The sequence below is a fragment of the Micromonospora sp. NPDC005173 genome, from assembly GCF_040608515.1.
GTDB lineage: Bacteria > Actinomycetota > Actinomycetes > Mycobacteriales > Micromonosporaceae > Micromonospora.
On record NZ_JBEXIK010000009.1, the window covers coordinates 149902 to 169557 of the forward strand.

Annotated in this window: 11 protein-coding genes and 2 pseudogenes; 3 read left to right on the plus strand and 10 right to left on the minus strand. The window is 68.6% G+C overall.

The annotated features are described in order from the left end of the window. Positions 1-2: 2 nt before the first annotated feature. The 3 genes from ABZV00_RS13755 to ABZV00_RS13765 all read left to right on the plus strand — a co-directional run bounded on the left by ABZV00_RS13755 (position 3) and on the right by ABZV00_RS13765 (position 1105). Complete coding sequence (locus ABZV00_RS13755; protein ID WP_355605468.1) at positions 3-665, plus strand: cytochrome b/b6 domain-containing protein; 663 nt, start codon at positions 3-5, stop codon at positions 663-665. Beyond that, positions 655-858: a hypothetical protein gene (locus ABZV00_RS13760; protein ID WP_354968209.1), complete on the plus strand. Its 204-nt coding sequence runs from the start codon at positions 655-657 to the stop codon at positions 856-858. Before ABZV00_RS13755 ends, ABZV00_RS13760 begins: the two co-directional genes overlap by 11 nt. Positions 859-925: 67 nt before the next feature. After that, entirely contained in the window at positions 926-1105 is a 180-nt protein-coding gene (locus ABZV00_RS13765; RefSeq protein ID WP_355605597.1) for a helix-turn-helix transcriptional regulator, read from the plus strand. 16 nt (positions 1106-1121) lie between these two features. Here the strand turns inward: ABZV00_RS13765 and ABZV00_RS13770 are convergent. From ABZV00_RS13770 to ABZV00_RS13815, 10 genes and pseudogenes are all read right to left on the minus strand, one after another. Then, a pseudogene (locus tag ABZV00_RS13770) lies at positions 1122-1316 on the minus strand (hypothetical protein); the annotation flags it as partial. 197 nt (positions 1317-1513) lie between these two features. Then, entirely contained in the window at positions 1514-1801 is a 288-nt protein-coding gene (locus ABZV00_RS13775) for an alcohol dehydrogenase catalytic domain-containing protein (protein WP_355605470.1), read from the minus strand. Positions 1802-1978: 177 nt separating this feature from the next. Next, complete coding sequence (locus ABZV00_RS13780; protein WP_355605472.1) at positions 1979-2677, minus strand: hypothetical protein; 699 nt, start codon at positions 2675-2677, stop codon at positions 1979-1981. A gap of 97 nt (positions 2678-2774) precedes the next feature. Next, entirely contained in the window at positions 2775-2960 is a 186-nt protein-coding gene (locus ABZV00_RS13785) for a hypothetical protein (RefSeq protein WP_355605475.1), read from the minus strand. A 7-nt stretch (positions 2961-2967) separates the two neighbouring features. Next, positions 2968-3237 (minus strand): annotated as a pseudogene (locus tag ABZV00_RS13790) (plasmid pRiA4b ORF-3 family protein); the annotation flags it as partial. A 361-nt stretch (positions 3238-3598) separates the two neighbouring features. After that, the gene (locus tag ABZV00_RS13795; protein WP_355605477.1) at positions 3599-5482 is read right to left on the minus strand and encodes a hypothetical protein; all 1884 of its coding nucleotides are present in this window, start codon (positions 5480-5482) and stop codon (positions 3599-3601) included. A 37-nt stretch (positions 5483-5519) separates the two neighbouring features. Further along, positions 5520-10412, minus strand: coding sequence for a hypothetical protein (locus ABZV00_RS13800; protein WP_355605480.1), 4893 nt, complete (start codon positions 10410-10412; stop codon positions 5520-5522). Continuing rightward, complete coding sequence (locus tag ABZV00_RS13805) at positions 10409-13576, minus strand: hypothetical protein (protein WP_355605483.1); 3168 nt, start codon at positions 13574-13576, stop codon at positions 10409-10411. The genes ABZV00_RS13800 and ABZV00_RS13805 overlap by 4 nt, the downstream gene beginning before the upstream one ends. After that, entirely contained in the window at positions 13573-17016 is a 3444-nt protein-coding gene (locus tag ABZV00_RS13810; RefSeq protein WP_355605486.1) for a DUF6603 domain-containing protein, read from the minus strand. Before ABZV00_RS13810 ends, ABZV00_RS13805 begins: the two co-directional genes overlap by 4 nt. Continuing rightward, positions 17013-19478 (minus strand): hypothetical protein, encoded by a 2466-nt coding sequence (locus ABZV00_RS13815; protein WP_355605488.1) that lies wholly within the window; start codon positions 19476-19478, stop codon positions 17013-17015. The genes ABZV00_RS13810 and ABZV00_RS13815 overlap by 4 nt, the downstream gene beginning before the upstream one ends. Positions 19479-19656 lie beyond the last annotated feature (178 nt).

The following is a 19656-nucleotide window of genomic DNA, read 5'->3' on the forward strand; positions in this document are numbered from 1 at the left end:
CCATGGCCCGGGCTCCAGGCACTGTACGGCGTTACTCCCGCGCCACGCGGTGGTTCCACGCACTCACCTATCTCACCGTGCTGGTCCTGCTGGGTACTGGCTGGTGGCTGGTCGGCGGGCGGGAGGGGCAACCCAGCGTTGCCGCCCGGATGACCGGGGTCGCCGACACCAGCCTGCACTTGGATGCCGGCTGGGCGCTGACGGCACTGGCCGCCAGCGCGGTGACGCTCGGGGTACGGGCAACCCGCGCCTTCCTCCGGGAGTCGCTGCGCTACGACCACGGCGATCTGAGGTGGTTCGCCCGCTGGCCGGGCGCATTCATGACCGGCCGGTTCGCCCGGCACGAGGGCCACTTCGACCCGGGACAACGGGTCGCGAACCTGCTGATGGTCGGGCTGTTCGTGGCCCTGATCGGCAGCGGCATCGGGTTGGTCCTGGTCACCGGTGGCCCCTGGTTCGTCTGGCTGCAGCGGGTGCACCGATGGGCCACGTACCTCATCACACCGGTCCTCATCGGACACATCGTCATCGCTGCCGGCCTCCCGCCCGGCTACCGCGGCGTGGCCCGAGCCATGCACCTCGGTGGCCGCCTGCCACTACAGGTCGCCCAGCGGCTCTGGCCGGGCTGGCTCGATCGGCAACGCGGAGCCCACCATGACAGCTGAGCCGCCGTGCCCGTTCACGACCTCGGTCGCCTCGCTGCTCATCGGCGCCCTCGGCCCGCTCGAACGGCAGGAACTTGAAACCCACCTGCGGCAGTGCCCGATGTGCCTGGAGGAACTCATCCTCCTCGCGCCGCTGCCCGGCCTGCTGCACCGAGCAACGCCGCCTGAGTTGTGCCCCCGATGGGAGCCCTGATCGACGGGATGGCAACGAGCGTCGGGGTCGGGCTCGCGGTGGGTGTCCGCGTCGGCAGCTCGGCCGGCTGCTGCGCCAGTTTCGCACCGAGGCCGGCGTGACCGTGCGCGCCGCCGCCGAGGCCCTCGAATACAGCCGGCAGAGGATCTGGCGCATCGAGCGCGCCTCACGCAACCAGCGACCGGCCCGGTGGAGCGGAGTGACCTACCGCTCCACCGCGCACGGTCACCTGGCTAGTGGCGGCTGAAGCGGGCGACGTCGGCCAGCAGTGGGGTGAACCGCTGCACCCACCGGTAGGCGGTGACGTGATCGACCTCCACGCCACGTTCGACCAGCAGTTCCTCAACGTCCCGATACGACAGGTTGAAGCGTAGATACCATCGAACCGCGACCACGATCACCTCCGGTGGGAACCGGAACCCCGGCGAACGCGGACGTCGGAGGCAGCCACGGTCCAGGTCGGGTCGATGACTTCACTGCTCAAGTCTGCCTCGATCTTGCCGACGTTCGATGCAACAGAGCCGCCTCGCCCAACGGCCACCGAACCAAGATCCCAGCGTCGTCATCCCGATCAACGCGCCGATACGGCGACGACGGATCCTCGGCGGCGTGATCAACGAGTATCACCGAGCGGCCTGACCGGATCAACGAAGCCTCAGGTCAGCCCCGCGCAGCGAGTTTTGGCACGGTACACGGCCTGTCCGGGGGCGAAACCGGCGACCTTCGGTCCCACCTCGGCGACCACCCCCGAAAAGTCGTTACCCTGCCCCTCCGGGAAGGTCGCCGGCCAGATGTCGGCGAAGATGCCCTCCCGGATACCGATCTCCCCAGGGTTGAACGCCGCGGTGACGACCTCGACAACCACCTGCCTCGGTCCCGCCGACGGCCGCGGCACTTCCAGGACCTCCGGACCGCCGTATTGTCGGAATCGCACCGCTCGCATTCCATCCTCCTTCTCGGCCGCTCGTCTGCGTATCGGGCCTCGGTCGCGCAGGTGGCATGCCGAGCGCCGCGGCCGTCGTCCGAAGGTCGCGACGTACCAGGGTCAGCAGGGAGGGCATCGCCACGCTCGGTGTTGCCCTGCGCCGACTTGCCTGAACCGTTGACGCGGGCTTCCCGGTCAGCTCGGGTAGCCCGTCCCCCGCGGCGGGGACTGCCAGCGCGTCGCGTCTGACTGCCAGGGCTCGTTCGTGGAATGGCTGCGCGGCGAATCGGTCCAGCGTGAACCGCCGGCCATCGCCGGCGCCGGTTCGTCGGACTTACCCGGCTTCGTCGGATCCTCACCCTGCTTCGTCGAGCCGAGCCCGTCCGCGCCGAGCGGGCGGTCCCGTTCCGATACCGGCGGAATCATCGTGTCCGGGACAACGATCGTCGGCTCATCGGCGTCCGACTGCGGCCAGCGCCGCCACCGCTGGACACTGGCGACCCCGACCAGGAGCAGCGAGCCCAGCAGCAGCGTCGTCCCGGTCCGTACGGGGGTGAGCAAGTCAATCTGGTAACCCGCCACGCTCAGCTTGTGACTGAGTAGGTCCAGCAGCCGTGCCGGGCTGAACAACAGGCCTGCGTAGCTGACCGTGTACGCAAGTCCGGTCAGCACCGAGCCGATCGGGGAGATCCGGACGGTGGCGATGAGCCCGAGGAGAAGGCCAGCAGCCGCCAGTACCAGCAACGGCTTCAGCAGAGCATTAGGGTCGAGCGAATCACCACTGTCCTGCGCATCCGCGAACACCCGCAGGGACCGGCCTTGTCCAGCGGCGAGCAGGACCCAGGCCAGCGGACCCACGATGAGCGCGGCGATTACGGTCTTGATGTGTCGCATCCGGGCAAGGTACCGAGCTTCCCTCGTAGATCGACAACCCGATAAGGAAAACTTAACTTGCCGTCAGGCAACATCGTCCGGCTAGCTGACTGGGCCGTCAGCGTGCGTAGCGCTCGGAAAGTTCCGCGCCGATCCGGGCGAGTTCCCGGCGACTGCTGGCGGGTAGCCGCTGGGCGTGCGCGACGAGTGCCACCACGATCCCCTCCACGCCCAGGCTCCGCGGCCGGGTTACCAGCGCGTCCAAGAATTCGCCGAGTGCCGCGCGGTGTCGACTGGTGCTCACGGCTGCCCTACCCGGCCGTTGCGCGGTGGTAACGGGCGGGATCGAAGCCCGCGCCGAGCGTCTCAACAGCGTCGTCGCGGTCTGGGCTGGCCGGGTCGGCCAGAGCGGCGAGCAGGTGTTGACACCAGGCAGCGCCGCCGACCTCTTCCGGCGGGCAGGCCCCACCGCCGTCGAGGAACGTGAACGCGTTGTCGGGGCCACCGGGCCAGATGTCGTCGACGGTGACGGTGTGCGTCCACTCGTCGCCGAAGTCGTAGACGTAGGTGAATCGGGCGCCGCGGTCGGTGGCGAGGGTCGGCGCACTCGATCAACCGGACCACGCCCAGGTTACGCAGCCTCCCGGTCCGCGCCTCGACGTCGGCGAGCAGCGTGGTTACCGGGTTGGGCAGCTCATGGGTGGCACGGTCGGCGAGAAACTGGCGCAGCTGGTCGAGCCTGCGTCCGGCGTCCAAAGCGGTCAGCAGCGTCGCGTCACGCAGGGTCCAGACCCGGTCCGCGGTCTGCGCCACGTACGCGTCCAGCATCAGCCTGTCGGCCGGCGGCAGCTCCCCAATGACCAAGCCTCATATCAGTTGCAGTTCTTCATGGAGGACGATCATGTAGCGGAGAAGACTGACCTGCCTCGACCCTGCCAACACTCAATGCAGCGGCGCCGTTTGATCTCCTGCTGATGTTGACGTTGTGGTGGACGGCTCGATCCGGTCCCAGGCGAGGCCGCTCGAGCCCTGACCCAGGCCGACCTGCTTGCGGCGGCCGAGCCAGGTGACGACCTGACCATCACTCCACCGGGTGCGCTGGTAGGTGCGGGTGAGGACCACGCCGGCCTTGGGCACTTCCTCCTCGTGGACGAAGTAGGGCCGGCGCGCAGTCTCGTCCAGCCCGGGGCGAAGGAACGAGCCGCGCGGCTCCACAGGCGCCTCCAGCGCGCCCGGGATCAGGCGCGGCATGGCCGCCCGCTGCAGGCGGACGTCCCGACTCGAGCCGGGATTGTGGACCGGGATGAAGGGAATCCAGTTCTCCGGCACGCCGCGGCCGAGTTTGTACTGAATCAGCGCGCCGGTGTCGAGCCTGGGTGGCTCGACGTGGGGCAGCCCAAGCGAGACCAGATACCGCTCCAGGGCCTTGGCGGCCTCGAAGCCGTTCGCGCCTCCGCCGGCCAGCGCCGGGATGGTCTGCTCGACGCCCCAGACCATGTTGGCCATCTCATCCCGCGCCAGGATGACTTTTTCGAGCGGCGCGCTCTCCTGCACTTTCCCCACCGCGGGAGGCAGGAACAGTCGCTCCAACACCCGGCCCTCACGGTGCAGGCTCAGGTCGAACATTCCCCAGCGCGTCCGCTCCGCGCCGTCAGGCTGCCCGGCCGCGCGGACCAGGGTCCTCGCCCCAAAGACGTCTTTGACGACTACCCCAAACACCTCGCTGAGCGTGCCGACCGGGAGCACATAGGGCACGAGGCTCCAGTCGTTGCCGAACACCAGTCCAAACTCCAACAGCACCAGCGTCGCCAGGTCGGTGGTGCTGGGCTTCAAATCACCCAAATCGGTCCTGCGATCCTCGAACTCCCACCAGCGCGCGGCCGGCATTCCCCCAAAGACGATCGGGCTGGGGACGAAGCTCAGCGGCGGCTGGACCTCCACGACCGCAGGCGGGATCTCCGCCCCATTCGCGTCGGAGAGGCCGACCGACTGAGCGTCCACGTCGAAGGCATACCAGTCCAGATGCCCCTGGGCGTACTGCTCGGCCACCAGCACGGTCTGACGCTCACCAGCCACGGCGGCGGGGGCGGAGCAGGCGAACTGATACTCCAGATAGCCGGGCGACCATGTGACCGGGTCGCCGGTCTCGGACTGGCTGTAGGTCCGCCTGAACCAGTCCACGAACCTCTGGCCCGCGTCGCCCAGCGCCTTGCGCCTGTCCGGGTCCGGCACGGCGGCTGCCAGCCATGCGGCGTGCTCGTCGGGGACGGCCTTGATGGCCTCATACAGCTTTCCGCCGTCTGGCATGCGCCTTTGCAGGGCGTGCAGGGTCGACCAGGACTGCGGGTCACTGCGCAGGTGCGCCTCGGCCTCGCTACCGGCGGGCGGGTCGTCGAACGGGTATTGCCCTAGATAGAGGGCCTTGAAGTCGCCGAGCGCGGCGATGAGTTTGAGCCAGTGGCGGCCCAGCTGGGCGCGCGTCATCAGGTCGAGGGGGATGGGCTCGCGCTCGACCTGGGCCTCCAGCGGTAGGCGCTCGTCGTAGGCGATGGCGGGCCCATCGAGCCCGGCGAAGCGGTTCACCCGGGCGGTCGCAAGCTGGACCTTGGCTTCCACCGCCGAGCCTGCGTCTTCCCCGTCGAACTCGCCGAACTGCCACTGACGGCAGATCATCCACAGCGGGTCGCGCACCTCCGCTCGCAGGCTGCGGTCGAAGTCGTGGCCGCGCGGCCGGCCCTCCAGCCTGTTCCAGGTGGTGATGCTGGGGAAGAAGACCTCGGAGAGAAACAGTGCCTTGGTGGCGCGCGGTATCGGAATCTGTGGCACAGGCCCTCCTTCGCGTGTCTGCGCCAGATGTGCCCGGCTATTCCCGGATCGCCGTCTGGTGGGTCAGATCGGTGGAGATGGTGGCGAAGCGGCGGGTGGTGACGGCCGAGAGCACCGCCGGCAACAGGTGGCCAAGCGCAGTGCTCCCGAGTTGGTCCGGCTCGACGGCCCGCTGTCTCACGCGCTCCAGGGTGTCGTTGAGGATTCCCTCCAGCTTGCCCCACGTCCACTGTCCGGTGATCTGTGGCGTGACGGCAAGCAGCAGGACCTGCGGCGGCTCGGTGCTGGGCTGGTTGTAATGCACGGCGATGCCGGTGGTCTCGACCTTGCCGGGTATCACCTCGCTCCATTCGTCGACGAGAAGGCCGCTCTGCTGGGCGGCCGGGTCGAAGCCGCTCGCCGGCAGGCACTGCACGAGCGACACGAACTCGCCTTGCGGGTAGAACACTCCTGGCTGGCCGATCTGCTCCGGCCGGACGGGAGGAAACTCGACCGCCACCCAATGGTCTCCGGCGCGGAAGGGAAGCTGCAGCGGCTTGAGGATGCCGCCCGGGGTTGCGAACAGCTCGCTGAGGATGAGGACCTGCTCGAGGTCGCCCATGCTTTGGCGGGCCCGGGCCACCCCTTGTAGCCATTCGTCGACGAGCAGGGGGTTCTCGTGATGGAACCGGGTCAGGCCTTGGTCGGGCGGCGCATCGCGGAAGGCGGCGGCGGCCTGGACCTCGCTCAGCGCGCTGAGCGAGAAGCGCGGCACAAGGTTGAACGACGGCCCGAAGAGCTCCTGTGCGGCTTGGCGGTAGTCGGCGAGGCGTTCGCTGGCCGGTCGGCTGGCGTCGGCCGCGGAGGTCCGCGCCGCAGTCGCCAGCACCAGCCTCGCATGGCCGATCTTCAGCAGACGCAGTCCCTGGTCGCCCAGGGTCTGGCGGGCGCGGTCCGAGTCGCCCACCGCGCTGAGCGGTACGGCGTCGGGCAGGCCGAAACGTGCCAGAGCCAGGATGAAGCCTCGCACGGTTTCCGCGACGATGGCGCCCACCACCGGGTCCCCGTTGCCGTCCACGGGGATGGCGGCGGCCAGGTCTGCCAAGGCCGTGTCGAACCGACCGATGGCCGTCTGCAGACGGCCATCGAGCTCGTCCAGGTCGTAGCCCTGAGGGTTGAGGTTCTCCGCCGGGTTGGTGTTCGCTTCGGAGGGCAGGTGGAAATCGAGGGCCGAGAGCGGGCGGGCGGTGGTGACCAGGTTCCGCAGGCGGCGCAGCAGCGGCAGAAGTGGGAACAGGTTGACGCTTGCCGGATCGGCAGGCTCGGCCATGAACTCGAACGTGACCTGCAGGTCGTCGTCGTGCTGGTCCACGCGGATGGCGGAGGCCAGGCGCTTCTCCAGTTCCGTCTCCTGGCTCAAAATCTCATCCCCCGCCAGCAGGACCAGGTCGATGGGCTGGAGCCCCAAGCCGGCCAAGCTCTGCTCGTGCGGAGGGTGTCCCTCCCAACTCGCCTTAACGACGATGCGGTCGGGCGCGGGGAGGTGCTCGCCCAGCCAGCGGTTCAGGCCCGGTTCGACCCGCGCCCGCTCGGTTGGTGCCCCCGGCCAGGACCCAGGTCCCGTTTCGCCCGGCAGGTGCAGCGCTACGCGCTGGGTGATAGCGAGGCCGCTGCGCGGGGTTCGGGCGATCTCGGGTTCGGGCGGCAGCCCGCCCTCGGCGAGAGTCTTGATCGAGGCCGCGGCCCGTTCGAAGTTGCCCTCGGTCAACTGGAAGACGCCTTCCGCCAGGAGGAGGTCGGCGATGGCGTCGAGGCTGTCGGCCAGGCGGGCGACCTCGGCCTGGACGGCGACCGCGTGTGGCGAGGTTGGGTCGGCGGGCAGGCCCTCGACGCCGTATGGATAGGCCACCGGGGTGGCCCGTAGGAAGGCGGCTTCGACCAGGGCGTAACCGTCCAGCACATTGCGAGATTCCTTGGTCTCGATGGGGCTGCCGCTCTCGTCAGGCGTGATCTTGTCGGCCAGCAGCGGGTACTGAGCCCGGAAGAGGGGGAGGTACTGGTTGAGGGATGGGTCGTCATACCGATCATGCAGGCCGCGCTCGAACTGGTAGCCCAGCAGCGCGCCAAGCTCCTGGCCGTTGCGGACCCCTTCGATGAAGGACAGCGCGGTCCGCACCCGATCCGAAGACAGGTTGACCGCCATCGTCTCCGGGCGGGCCGGGTCGAAATGGGTGAGGTAGGCGCCGCGCAGTACCGCCGCCGCCACGGCGTGGTTGAGCGACGGCGCGTGGATGAAGCCGCCATTGTCGGGCTGCTCGAACAGGTCGCCGTCACTCGTCGGGTCGTACAGGGTGACCGGGATTCCGGTGGTGTCGGCCTTCTGCTGAGACGGGCCCGGGCGCAGGTCCTCCAGCCAGCCGAAGGCGCCCAGATAGAGACCCGTGCGGCGCAGCGAATCGGGCGGGGCTTCGCCGTCGCCGGGGCCCTCGTTCCCCGAAACGAAGCGCTGCAACTCCAGACGGCGGGAGAAGAAGCCCATCTGCCAGGCGTCCAGCCGGTACGAGCACAGGTCCAGGTGCTCGACGAGGATTCGCTCCAGGCGCGCGGTCGGCAGGTCCACCAGGTCCGCGAGCGCGGCGCGCACGGCCTCGATGGTGAGGGCTTCGGGCTGACCGTGACCGTCGGGGGTCAACAGCCAGGCGCCCACCGGCAGGTTGGCCTGCGACAGGGCAGGCAGGACATGGCCGACCTCGGCGTCCAACAGCTCCCACCGGGTGACCGTCCGGTCCTGCGTGACGTTCGCGATCTCGACCTCCCGGCGGGCGGTGAGGGGAAGCACGTCGAACCGGGCGTACAGGCGCGTCGCCGCATCGTGGACCGAGAGCAGCAGCGCAGAGCGCAGCAGGCGGTAGAGCAGGGGGCGGGGCACCGGCTGGTCTTCGCCGGACAGGTGTCGAAGGCGCTGCTGCTTCAGGTCGTCATAGGCGCTGTGGGCAAGCCAGCCCAGGTAACTGCTTTCGGTGAAGCCATCCGGGTTCGCGGGGTCGGGGATGCGATAAGCCTTCTTGAGCAGCTTCGTCTCCGACAGCTTCTCGGTCTCGTCCGCGGCGACGTCGTCCACCAGCGGGTCGAGGATCTGGTCGTGGTCCACGAAGAAGGCCAGGTCGAACAGTCGCGGCGGCGGGTCGAGGGGCAGCCCCAGTTCCTGCAGCAGCGCCAGGGCCTGGCGGCGGATGTTCTCCATGAGGGCCGGGCCGTAGAACCTGCCAGGGGTGAAGGCGTAGAAGTTCCAGATCGTCTCTTTCCCGGTCGCGTGCCGACGATAGAACTCGATCGAGGCCGCGTTCAGGCCCAGGGCGCGCAAGAAGTCCTGATCCGGGTCGGCGGTTGCGCCGATTCGGGAAGCGCCCGCGGCTAGCTGCCGCCAGGTCTCCTGCAAGCGGCGGATCACCCCGAGCATCCCGTTCAGGAATCCAGGCTGGCGGCCCAACTCGCGCTCGGACCACTGCCAGGCGGAAAAATCGGAGCTCAGGAGCACCCCATAGGGCTGGCTACCCACCCGCACCGCCGGCAGCGGGCCGCGCCCGGTGACGTAGCCGGTGAAGAAATCCCGTACGCGGGCGATGAGGCCCAGGTCCAGGTCCAGCATCTCCTCTAGGTAATAGCCAAGCGTGGCCGGGAAGAGGGCGGTGTTGAACCGCCGGGCCTCGCACAGGTCGCGCCCCGCGGCGCCGTCCAGCCGCTGGGCGTCCGTCTTCTCGTGTGGCTGACCGGTCGGCTCGAAAGCGGGCGGGCCGACCTCGAGGGCGAAGCTCTCGGCCGGGTCGGGGCCTGCGCTCGAAAAGCCGGAACCTTTCCCGTCGGCGTTGTTGGTGGGCGTCCCCTGCGGCAGCAGGCTCATTCCGTCGGCGGCGTAGTGGTGGTTGTCGAACAGCTCCTCCACCAGGTCTTGGCCGGCGACCGCGTCGGACGACAGCCGTAGGCCGAGCACGAGCAGGCGGTCCAACCCGCGCTCTGCGGCGGTCGCATCAAGCGGGATTCGCAGGCCCATGCCCTTCGCGACCGCCTGATCGAAATCGCCGACCCAGGCAAAGTCCGCGCCCGTCTGGAGCTCGCCGCCCGTCTGCCGATATTCGACCTCCAACCGGAGCGGGTCGGGACCGAGGACGAGCGGGTCGGGCACCGGCGCGCCGGCCTGCCGGAAGACTCGCTCGCCCCCGATGTAACCCATCACCACGAATCGGTCGGGCATGACGGTTGAGCACGGCGCCCGGCTCCAGCTCTCCGACTTGAGGCTCTGCGGGTCGACGGCCGGGAAGCTCAGGTCCTCGGCCGAGGACACGTCCAGCGTGGCGGGACGGGTCTGGGCCGCGATCCAGGCCGCCCGACGGCTGTCCGACGAGCGGGCCAGCTTCGCCCATGCTCCCTGCTCGAGCGCCTGCCGGGTAGGTTGGTCCGTCTCACGCGAGGCCGTCCACATCTCGCGCCAGAAGGCATGGCCGTCGTTCACCTCCGCGGCGGTCAGCTCCTTCTCGTGGGTGTGCACCGCGATGTCGTCGGGGAAGATGCGCACCCACAGTTCCCTGCCCGCCGCGCCCGGCATGAAGCGCGCCTCGACCCGCACCGGCAGGAGCAGGAACGGCAGGTCGTCGGGGAGCTGCTCGACCAGGTCCCAGGGGGACTCGGGGATCGACTGCCAGAGGCGATGGAATTCCTCCTTCGCCGCTGCGGCGGCCCGCTCGCCGTCAGCCCGGGCGGCTTGCAGCCGCTCGAGCTCGGCCTGAATGGCTCGCGCCTCCTGCTCGCCGGCTTGGCCCCGACGCAGGACGTGCTCGAGCCGGTTCTGCCCGCCACGCAGCCGCCGGCGCAGTTCGGCCAGGTTCTCTTCGGCGCTGGCCAGCGCCTGCCGGGCGGCCGCGGCGCCCTGTCGAAGCTCGCCGAGATCAGTCATACCAGCATCCGCTCCGCGTGCACGGCCACCATCACCGGCACCTGGTAGAGGATGTACGCCATGTCGGCCGCGTTGACGCCCCACTGGATGGCGTCGTCGGGGACGGTCGTGATGTTGGTGGTCGGGACGGTGGTCAGATCGATGAGGCCGATCTGCGCGGGGTCACCCAGGTGGTTCCATGACAGGTCCGTCCATCGGGTCGGGGCGGGCGGCGTCGTGTCGTGGATATCGAGCCCGAAGCGCGGCTCGCCGGGCCGCTCCTGGATCGCGAAGAACCAGCCGGGGTCGCCGTCTTCCGGCTCGATCGACCCCTTGGCCTGTGAGGCCGTTAGGTCGAACCCGATGAAGCGCAGGTCGGGCAGGACCTCGGCCTTGAAGATCGGCTCCAGGAGGTTCGCATCGGGGTCGCTCTCGTCCAACACCCGGATCATCCGCCGGGGCAGGACGGGATCGTCGGGGTCTTCGACCCACTTCGCCTTCTGGGCGTAGAGGATGGCGCTCGGATAGCGCTTGAGCAGGTCGCCGCGGATCACCAGCACCAGGCGCGACTCGCCCGGCTCGCTCCCGGTGGGCAGTGGCTTGTTCTCGTGCGTTCCCAGGTCGGTGGATGGTCCCCACTCGTGCAGTGGCTTGAAGTCGCGCAACTGCCGGGCGCGGGTCGCGGGATCCACCCGCCTGTCGCGGCTGGCCCTTTCGGCCGGCTCCCAGAACAGCAGGAAGCTGCTCGGGCGCAGGTCGGTCGGATACTCGCGCCACAGCAGCTCGTGGGCGAACTCGTGGTTCAGGCCAACGACGTACGCCTCGATGAAGCGCGGGTTGGTCTCCAGCAGCGTGATGGTGTTGTTGGGGATCAGGTGCAGGTTCGGGATGAGCAGCTCGCTGGAGAGATCGCGCAGCGGCCGGTACATCGGCTCGTTGAGCACGGGGTGAGCCATGACCGGCACGAGGGTGCCGGTCGGCTTGAGATACGTGAAGGTCGGCGGGATGGCAATCAGGTTCAAGGCCCGGCGCGGGATCGCCGTGACCGGATTGAGGGCCTGCTCCACGACGGCCGCCGCGCGGTCGAAGTCGAGCGGCGGGCCGATGGTCTTGACCGGCAGCGGGGTCTCGAATCGCGCGTCCACGTCGACCAGCGCCTGGCGGAAGCGAGCGGCTTCGGGGCTGTCGGACGAGCCGCTGCGGCCGATGCCCGGAGGCAACCGGTTGCCCGGTTCGGTGAGCACGAACCCGGGCCGGGGTGGGATCGCCTGCACGGCCGCGACCGCGCGGTTCTGGTTGCCGAGGCGCGTGGCGGCTTCCAGGCGGCCGCGCACATACTCGATCACGCCGAGCGCTGCGAGTCCCAGCAGGGTTACCGGCAGCCCGAGCCCGAGGGTGACGACAGAGAACAGGAGCAGCAGCACAGCCGCCGTCACCATCGCCGCGCGCAGCGGTTTCCACAGCAACACCGCGCGAAGCCAGCCGGGCAGCGGGAACGGCAGCAGGGATCGGGCTACGCCCTCGAGCAGGATCTCCTTCTCCGGCGCCCGCTTGGGCGGGGCCGCGGTGATTCCGCCGGGGGTGTTCATGCGCGAAAGCATGGCGCCCGGCCTGCCACGCTGCCGGGGAAAGGCCTTGCGCATCAGTGCGCCGCGCGGCCGCGTCATCCGGCGAAAGGCAGGGTCGAGGGAGGCGGCCGGCAGGCGGCTCTCTTCCACCTGACGGGCGACGGTCGTCGGGCTTCCCAGAACCCGGCGGTGGACCTGGGCGGTCACCGCCAGCTTCTGGTCCCGACCAAGGGGCTTCAAGAAGCGTTCGAGTGCGCTGGCGCCCGCCGTTATCGAGACCTGGAACTGGCGGATCTTCTGGTTGGCGGCCAGCACGTCGCCGAGCTGCTGCCAGGCCTTCTGCATGTAGTCTTCCTGGTTGGCCTGGATCACCTGGGTGCCGAGGCCGGCCGGAACGCGCAGGCGCGGATCCCGGTTGAGTTCGTTGGCCCAGCCGGGGTCATCGACGTGCAGGTGGCTCTGCAGGGCGTGCCAGCGCCCGTACAGCGGCGGGCTGATGACCGGGTCGGGGTGCTCTCCGCCATCGGCCGGGGGCTGGAGCGCGTCTTCCTGCAGGTTCACCCTGGCGGCCAACTCAGCCAGGAAAGCGGGGTGGGGTGCAGGCGGCCACTCGGCCGGGCGGGTTCGGGCCTGCGGGCTCTTCAGCGCGCCTTCAAGCCCCATGACGGCCGAATCGCCCGGCGCGTCTCGCATGCCGGGCACGCCGAAGCCCGGGGCCTGCATATCCATATCCCGGATGCCCACCCGCTCGTCCACGCGGCGCGGCTCGAGCAGGTTGACGAGGTACTCGAAGTCGCCGCGCCTGGCGGTGCGGAAGAACCAGCGGTAGTAGACCGGATACTCGGTCTGCCCGTTCCCCCATGAAGGGGCAAGGGCATCCTGCCCGACGGTGGGCAGCGCCAAGCCGGCCAGCCGCCCGATCTCGAAGGCCGGGATCACGAAGGCGTGGTAGGCCGTATCCTCCTTGAGCTTGCGCGGGCAGACCAGCCGCGACAGGGCGGAATCGGGGTTGGCGTGCACCAGGCTCTTGAGAGCGACGACGGTCTGCTGCGGGGTGTTGGCCCCCGCATTGGTGATGTCGCGGGAGACGTGGACGTGCGCCCATGCCCAGGCCTGGTCCGGCGGAGGGAACACCGCGTTCGGGTCGCCGGTTAGTGTGATGCCCTCCAGCGGCGCGCCTGGCGGCCGACCTTCGGTGAATTCGGTCTCATCCAAGGCGAGCAGGAAGATCCACGGGCGCAGCTTGCTCTGGCCGTTGTCGGTCACCGGGCCACCGGCCGCGTCGACTCGCACTGCACTGGCCGGGGTGTACCGCCAGGGGAAGTCCTCGTCGTAGAAGTCGATGGCGGTCAGGTAGTTCGGCTCGTAATCGGTGACCCAGTTGCGCGGCTCTGTCCGGACCACTGCCTGTGGGTGGATTCCGATGACGTCGCCGGGGCCGAGAAGGAGAACGTCGTTGGTGGCGAAATCGGCCTGGTTGTTGACGTTGAGGGAGATGCGCACCTCGGCGCGTTCGGCGGGCCCGCCAGGACCCAGCGTATCGGGCTGTCGAATCTGCGCGGCGATTCCCTGGCGCAGCCAGGGTAGGAACGTGTAGGCGGCGATCGGGTCGCTCATGACCGGTTCACCTCGAAGGCGGGGACGACCAGGATCTCGTTGGCCAGGCCCGGCTGCTGGCGCAGCATCTGCTCCAGCAGGGCATTCGCCGCGGCCTCGGAAGCGTGGAAAGCTGCGGTGGGCACCGGGCTCAGGTCACGCGCGAAGACCACCGCGAACTCTTCCTGCCGGAGATTGACTTCGCCGGGGGCGTCGGCGGGCTTGGCCTTCCTGGCATGCGAGAGGGGCGACCTGGCCACGGCGCCACCCACCGACCAGGCCTCGAATGACAGCGGTTCGACCTGGAACAGGTCGAACCAGGGCGCCAGGGCGCGCTGGTCGTCCTTGTAGAACAGCTCGTACTCCACCAGTCGGAGCGCCGCGTAGTCCGATTTCAGTTCCTCAGAGGCCTGGATGCGGACCCCGGCGTCGTATTTCTCGAACGACTTGCCGGTCAGCTTCTGGGTATCCGAACGCTCGAAGAACTGAGCCGGGGCAAAGTCTTCGCTGGCCACCGCCGTCTCCAGCGACGCCGCGTCGCCCGCCGGTCCGACGGTCACTTCCTGGATGCGGAAGCGGGTGGCGTCGGCTGGCGTCTGTGCCCCGAACTTCTGGACCTCGACGTTGAGGGGGACGACCTTCTGCGAGATCGTCAGCACGCCGGCTGGCGAGACCACCGGGGGGCCGCCCGGATCGATCTGCTTGAGGGTCACCATCAGGTTCTTGTCGGGCGCCAGCGACGCCTGCCAGTTGCCCGGGTCGGACAGGGCGGCCCGCAGCAGCGGCAATACGGCGATGTCGTCGAGCCGCGTGTCGCGCTGTTCGCCCCAGGTGCGGTCGAAGCGCACCGTGATGGAGAGGAACCAACAGATCTTCAGGGTCGCCTTGCCGTGGGCGTGCCAAGGGGTGGGCCCTTCCAGGGTGAACGCGAGCGAGATGGAGGCGATGGTGGACGAGCCCGCCCGCAGCGCCAGCATGGCGCCGATGTCGGCGATGAAGTAGAAGGGGTTGAACTGGAACAGGACGTCGAACGACAGGAAGCCGTAGACGCTGAACGAGCCAGCCGCGGCGTACAACTCCAGCCGGGCACCGAACTGGACGGTGTTCGAGGTCAGGGCGAAATACGTCTCCAGGGTGAGGCGCGGGTTGTCGGCGTCAAGCAGCTGCAGGGTGATGCGCCGAATCTGGGGCAGGTCGAGGGGCGGGGGCTGATAGAGCGGGTGGAAGCCGCCCACCGTGAGCAGGAAGTTGGCGTCCCCGAACCACTTCAGGCGCACCGCCATGTCGCCGGACAGGGGGAAGGTCAGCAGGCGTGAATCGAAGATCGACGCGTCGAAGGCGAGTGTCCCGGCCTCGAAGTCGATCACGCCCAGGAAGTTGACCTGCAGCTGGAGGATGCGGGCCTTCTCGTCGGGGAGGACCATGCGCACGATGCCGAGGATCAGCAAACGGACCGGGTTGGGCAGCTCGACGATCAGCCCCAGGTCGATCGTGATCAGGGTGGGCGTGCCCCACTCGATGCGCGCCATCGGGCCGAGGACGAACCGGCCGGGCGTGGGGGGGAAGACCTGCCGCACGTCCGACAGGATGCGGTTGGCGTTGGCGACCACGTCCTCGGGGAACAGGATCGAGTCGAGGGTGCCGTCCCGCAACCCGCTGCGGAGGCGCTCGACCATTACTGAGCGGTTGAACCCCAGCAGCCCGCCCACTCCCGTCAGCGTGAACCCGAAGCCGAGCTGGACGGGTGGGAACTCGGCCGTGATGATGACAATGAGCGAGAAGCCGGGCTGGCCGCCAGGCAGGATGGTGTTCAGCAGGCCGACTGCCTTGAGCGCCAGGGTGCCCTGGAATTCCAGCTCGAGCAGCCCGGAGTACTCGCCCTTCTCGACGTCGAACCGGAGGAAGCCGCCGCCGGTGAACCCGCCGCCGCTGATCGCCAGCCCCACCCCGTCGGGCGATTGGAGGCCGACCCCCACGTCAAATGGGCCGGCGTTACCGTCCTCAAAGAGCAGTTCCAACTGGATGCCGATGCCCTGGACGGTGGCAGTCAGCGGCCCGAGCTGGCCGGTCAGGTTGGCGCCGAGCCGGGTCCGCAGGCGCGGCCCGGCGTCGGGCGGAAGGTAGAGCCGGATCTGCACGGCTTCGACCAGGATCGGGCCGAGCTCCAGGTGAGAGGGAAGCTCGACCTCGAATCCGCCCCCGCCCTTGAAGTGGAGGCCGCGGGTGCTCGACCACTCCACGCCGAGCGGGATGTCCACCCGCTTCTCGCCGTCCCCCAGCAGGTCGCGTACGAAGCTGTCCCCTTCGCCGGCCGCCAGCACCAGCGCCAGGCCGCGGACGTCTGCCGCCATGATCAGCTCAAGCTGACCCGAGAGGTAGTTCGCCTGCAGGCCAGCCTCCGCGCCCGACACCTCGAGGCGGGTGGCGCCCGCCGAGCCCAGCAGGAGAACGCTGCTCGGAGGGTGGAAATCGAAGGAGAGGCCGAAGCCGGCGCGCGGAAGCTCCTGCCCCGGCATGAAGGGGTACTTGACGCTGATCCCGTCCGGGCGGACCAGGATGCCAAAGCGGGAGGCGATGTCGCTGCCGGCGCGGATCTTCAGGTCCAGGTCCTGGGCCAGCCGCAGGGTCAGCGGCAGCTCGGAGGGCACGTCCGGCTCGATCACCAGGCCCGGCAGGCTGGCCCCCGCGGCCGGAAGCTCCCGCATGACGAAGGCAAATTCCCGGCGGGTCCCGGCGATTGTGAGGTAGTAGAAGGGGAGCCGCAACACGACGTTCGTCCCATGGAGCGGGTCGTCGAAGATGCCGCTGTACTCGCGGGTCAACTCCTCCTCGGCATTGCGCAGAGCGGCCGGCAGGCGGAAGGCGACCAGCAACTCGGCCGAGTGCTCGAGGATGCGGATGTAGTTCAAGTCGGAGGTGCCCCAGCCGTAGACGCCCTTGATCAGCGAGAGCGGATCGGCGGCGATCTGCGGGATCCGGTCCCATCTGAAATGGGCCCGCATGAAGGCCGGGCGGCCCGAGCTCGAGGGGACGCTTTCAAGCTGGATCACGTCCATGGCCTGGAACAGGTTGTAAGCCGCGGGGAGGCTGGTGGCCAGGTACTCCGTCCACAGCAACTCGAACAGTCGCTCGCCGATCTCGGCCAGGAACGTCGCGGCGTCGACCCCGGCCGGCGCGACCGAGAGGGACTGGATCGCGTCGTACACATCTTTGACCTGGCCCAACAGCGCCAGCGCCTCCTCGGGGGAGGGCTCGTCGGCCAGGGCCTCCAGGGTCTGCACGGCCGCTTCGACCCGCGCGCCCAGGGCGGTGTATTCGGGCGGCAGGGACGTGACCCCCCAGCCCAGCCGCAGCATGAACTGTTTGAAGGCGTCGGGGCCGGAGACCGCCTGGTGAAGCGGCCTGAGCGCCAGGGTCAGGTGGCGGGCGATCAGCTCGAGGGTGCTGGCGTTGTCGCTCATCGCAGCGGGTAGAAGTCGTCGTACTGGAGGTCGATCTGGAAGTGTTTGAAGGGATCGATGATCTCCACCAGGACATAGCGGCAGACGGCGCAGAACTCTAGGCTGTCTAACGCCGTGCCGTGCATCATGCAGGTGCCAGCCGGATGGAAGATGCCGCAGGACTTGGTGCCTCCCCCGTGGTACAGGCCGACGATGCGGGGCTTCTCGCTGAAGCAGATGGGCAGGTTGACCCCGTTCAGGATCGGGTCCTGCACCGCTTTCATGGCCTCGGCCGGGTCGCACGGGTCGGGGGTGAGCGGCCTATGGTTGGCGGTGATGAAATCCTTGATGTTCTTGGCCACGAGTCCCGCAAACGGATAGGTCTCTGAGCGGACCGAGTCGGGCGCGAGCGCCGGCATGTAGAGCACGTCGCCCTCGAGGAACGTCAGGTCCGGGTTGATCGCGCCGACCACGGTCACCTCGTCGGCCGAGCGCGGCTCGTCGATCTCTAGGACGGTGGTCCGGCCGTCCGGCGCCCTCAAGACGGTCTCGATAGGGTTCTTCCTGAGCGGATTGGGGTAGTCGCGCTTGCGCAGGACGACCTTGTCGCCAACGGCGAACTGTGCGCCCTGCCCGGGCTGGAGCTTCACAGTCCAGCGGTTCGCGCCGGTCGACGTGACCAGGTCGCGCACCAGGGCCCCCTTGCGGGCCCGAAGCCAGTTCCACTTGATCTGTTCGCCGTCGAGCTGGCCGCCGGTCTGGGCGTCGGTCTCCACCTGAAGGTTGCCGTACCTGTCCAGGTCGGCTGCCGAGCCGGTGAAAGCGTCCTCCGCGAGGGCATATTCATCGCCCAGCCCATAGGAGTGGGCGATCTCATGCAACGCCCGGCCACTGCGCAGGCCGCTGACGGAGTTCGGGATGCTGGGCGGGTCCCAGTGGTAGGCACCCGTTCCGCTGACAATGGACAGGCCGCGCAGCTCTGCGGAGTCCTCGACATTCATAGCGATATAGCCGTCGTGGTTTATGCCGCGATCCCATTTGCAGCTTGAGAGGACAAAGACGTAGTCGTAGTTGGTGGGCCGGTTGCCGTCCTGGCTGGCGGCCCACAGAGCCGTCAGGTCGTGGCCCTGGTCGCCGCGCAGGGTTGTGAGGAAGCGATCCAGCCGGTCGCGGTCCAGGCGGTAGGGGTGGAAGGCGATGAACTCGTCGTCGCTCTCGCTGTTGACGCGCGGCGGGTTCCCGTACGCCATGCCCAGGGTTGTGTCCTTCTCCTCCACCAGGCTGCGGTTGCCCAGCTGGCGCCAGCGGTTGATCAGTGAGTCGGTGGCGTGCGGAGCGGGATCGGGGTGATACAAGGCGGTCCAGTCGGTCTTGATGTCCGCGTTGGTCCGGGCCGTGTTGGAGGGTAGGTCGGTCGAGACCGGCAGACCGGCCGCGTAGATGAGGTGCTCCAGGCGCCATTCCCCGGCGTCGGGCGGTCTCTCCGGGTTGGGGACCATGAAGCCTCGCCGCTTCTCGTCCACACCCGTCGTGTACACCTCGCAGCGAATCGAGATGCCGCGCATGCTGGAGGGTACGAAGACCTGCCAGAAATTCATCGAGGTCGCGAGCAGGTCGAACGGGGTGGTTAGGTGGCTGGTCTTGAAGCGGTGAACGAGAGAGACGGCAAGTTGCTCGAAGGTGCCGGAATCAGCGGGGGTGAAGCCGTCGCCAATGAACAGGAAGTTCGGGACGACGGCGGGGTTGATAAAGCCCGGCCAGCCCCCGCCCGGCACGATGCTGGCGAAGTTGGTGCTGTTCCAGGGCTCAACCAGATGGACGTCTCCGCTCGCCGAGCCGCCGCCCAAAGCGGCCGGCAGGGTGGCGGTGAGGGTGATCGTATCCGGAGGGGAATCGAAGAGGGTGAGGAAGATCCGCCCGGTGCCCGCGTGGATGTTGGCATCCGGTCCCCAGGTGACACCGTGGCTTTCGGTCAGGTCGCCCACCACCCCGTCGTCGAACCGAGCCCGAACCGAAAACTTGTAGTCGGTCTCGTCCGGACGGTTCGCACCGTCAGGGCGGATGGTCAGGCTGGGCGGGGTCAGCCAGACCTGGGCGACCGACTCGTGAATGTGGAAGCGGATGGGCAGGTGATACTGCGTGCCGTCGGCGTTGTTGGTGACGTCGGCCACCACGATGAAGTTGCGCAGGTGGAGCGGAGGCAGGAGGTCTTCGACCCGGACGACGCCGGTGATCCTGTTGACCCGGACTCCGGCGCCGCGGAAGCTGTCGCCCGTCAGCACGCCCTGGATCAACGGCCTGAACGTCAGGCTCACATCGTGGGCGTTCGTCGGATCAACCAGGTATTGCCGGGCCCAGACGATGGTGTCGTCCATCCTCCTGAAGGCCAGGTGGCTGGCGCTCAGGTCCGGCCCCGTCTGGCCCCTCAGCACATGCAGGTCCAGATCTTTTGTGCGTGACCAGGAAGCGAATTTGATCGGCACGCGCGACGCCTCCTTAACGCAGGCGGCCCCGCCACAAGTCCGACGGTTCAGTCTGATTGTCGGTCGATTGGCGTGGCGGCGCCAGCAGGTCTTGTCCGAGTGTGCTCATCACGCGGGGGTGATCTTCCACAGCGACAGGGGCAGCGAGTACACCTCGGCTGACTTCGCCCGGGCCTGC

Excerpts from the sequence above, each read along its gene's own strand:
- ABZV00_RS13810 (WP_355605486.1), bottom strand. The coding sequence starts at position 17,016 with ATGAGCGACAACGCCAGCACCCTCGAGCTGATCGCCCGCCACCTGACC.
- ABZV00_RS13805 (WP_355605483.1), bottom strand. The coding sequence starts at position 13,576 with ATGAGCGACCCGATCGCCGCCTACACGTTCCTACCCTGGCTGCGCCAG.
- ABZV00_RS13800 (WP_355605480.1), bottom strand. The coding sequence starts at position 10,412 with ATGACTGATCTCGGCGAGCTTCGACAGGGCGCCGCGGCCGCCCGGCAG.
- ABZV00_RS13775 (WP_355605470.1), bottom strand. The coding sequence starts at position 1,801 with ATGCGAGCGGTGCGATTCCGACAATACGGCGGTCCGGAGGTCCTGGAA.
- ABZV00_RS13760 (WP_354968209.1), top strand. The coding sequence starts at position 655 with ATGACAGCTGAGCCGCCGTGCCCGTTCACGACCTCGGTCGCCTCGCTG.
- ABZV00_RS13780 (WP_355605472.1), bottom strand. The coding sequence starts at position 2,677 with ATGCGACACATCAAGACCGTAATCGCCGCGCTCATCGTGGGTCCGCTG.
- ABZV00_RS13755 (WP_355605468.1), top strand. The coding sequence starts at position 3 with ATGGCCCGGGCTCCAGGCACTGTACGGCGTTACTCCCGCGCCACGCGG.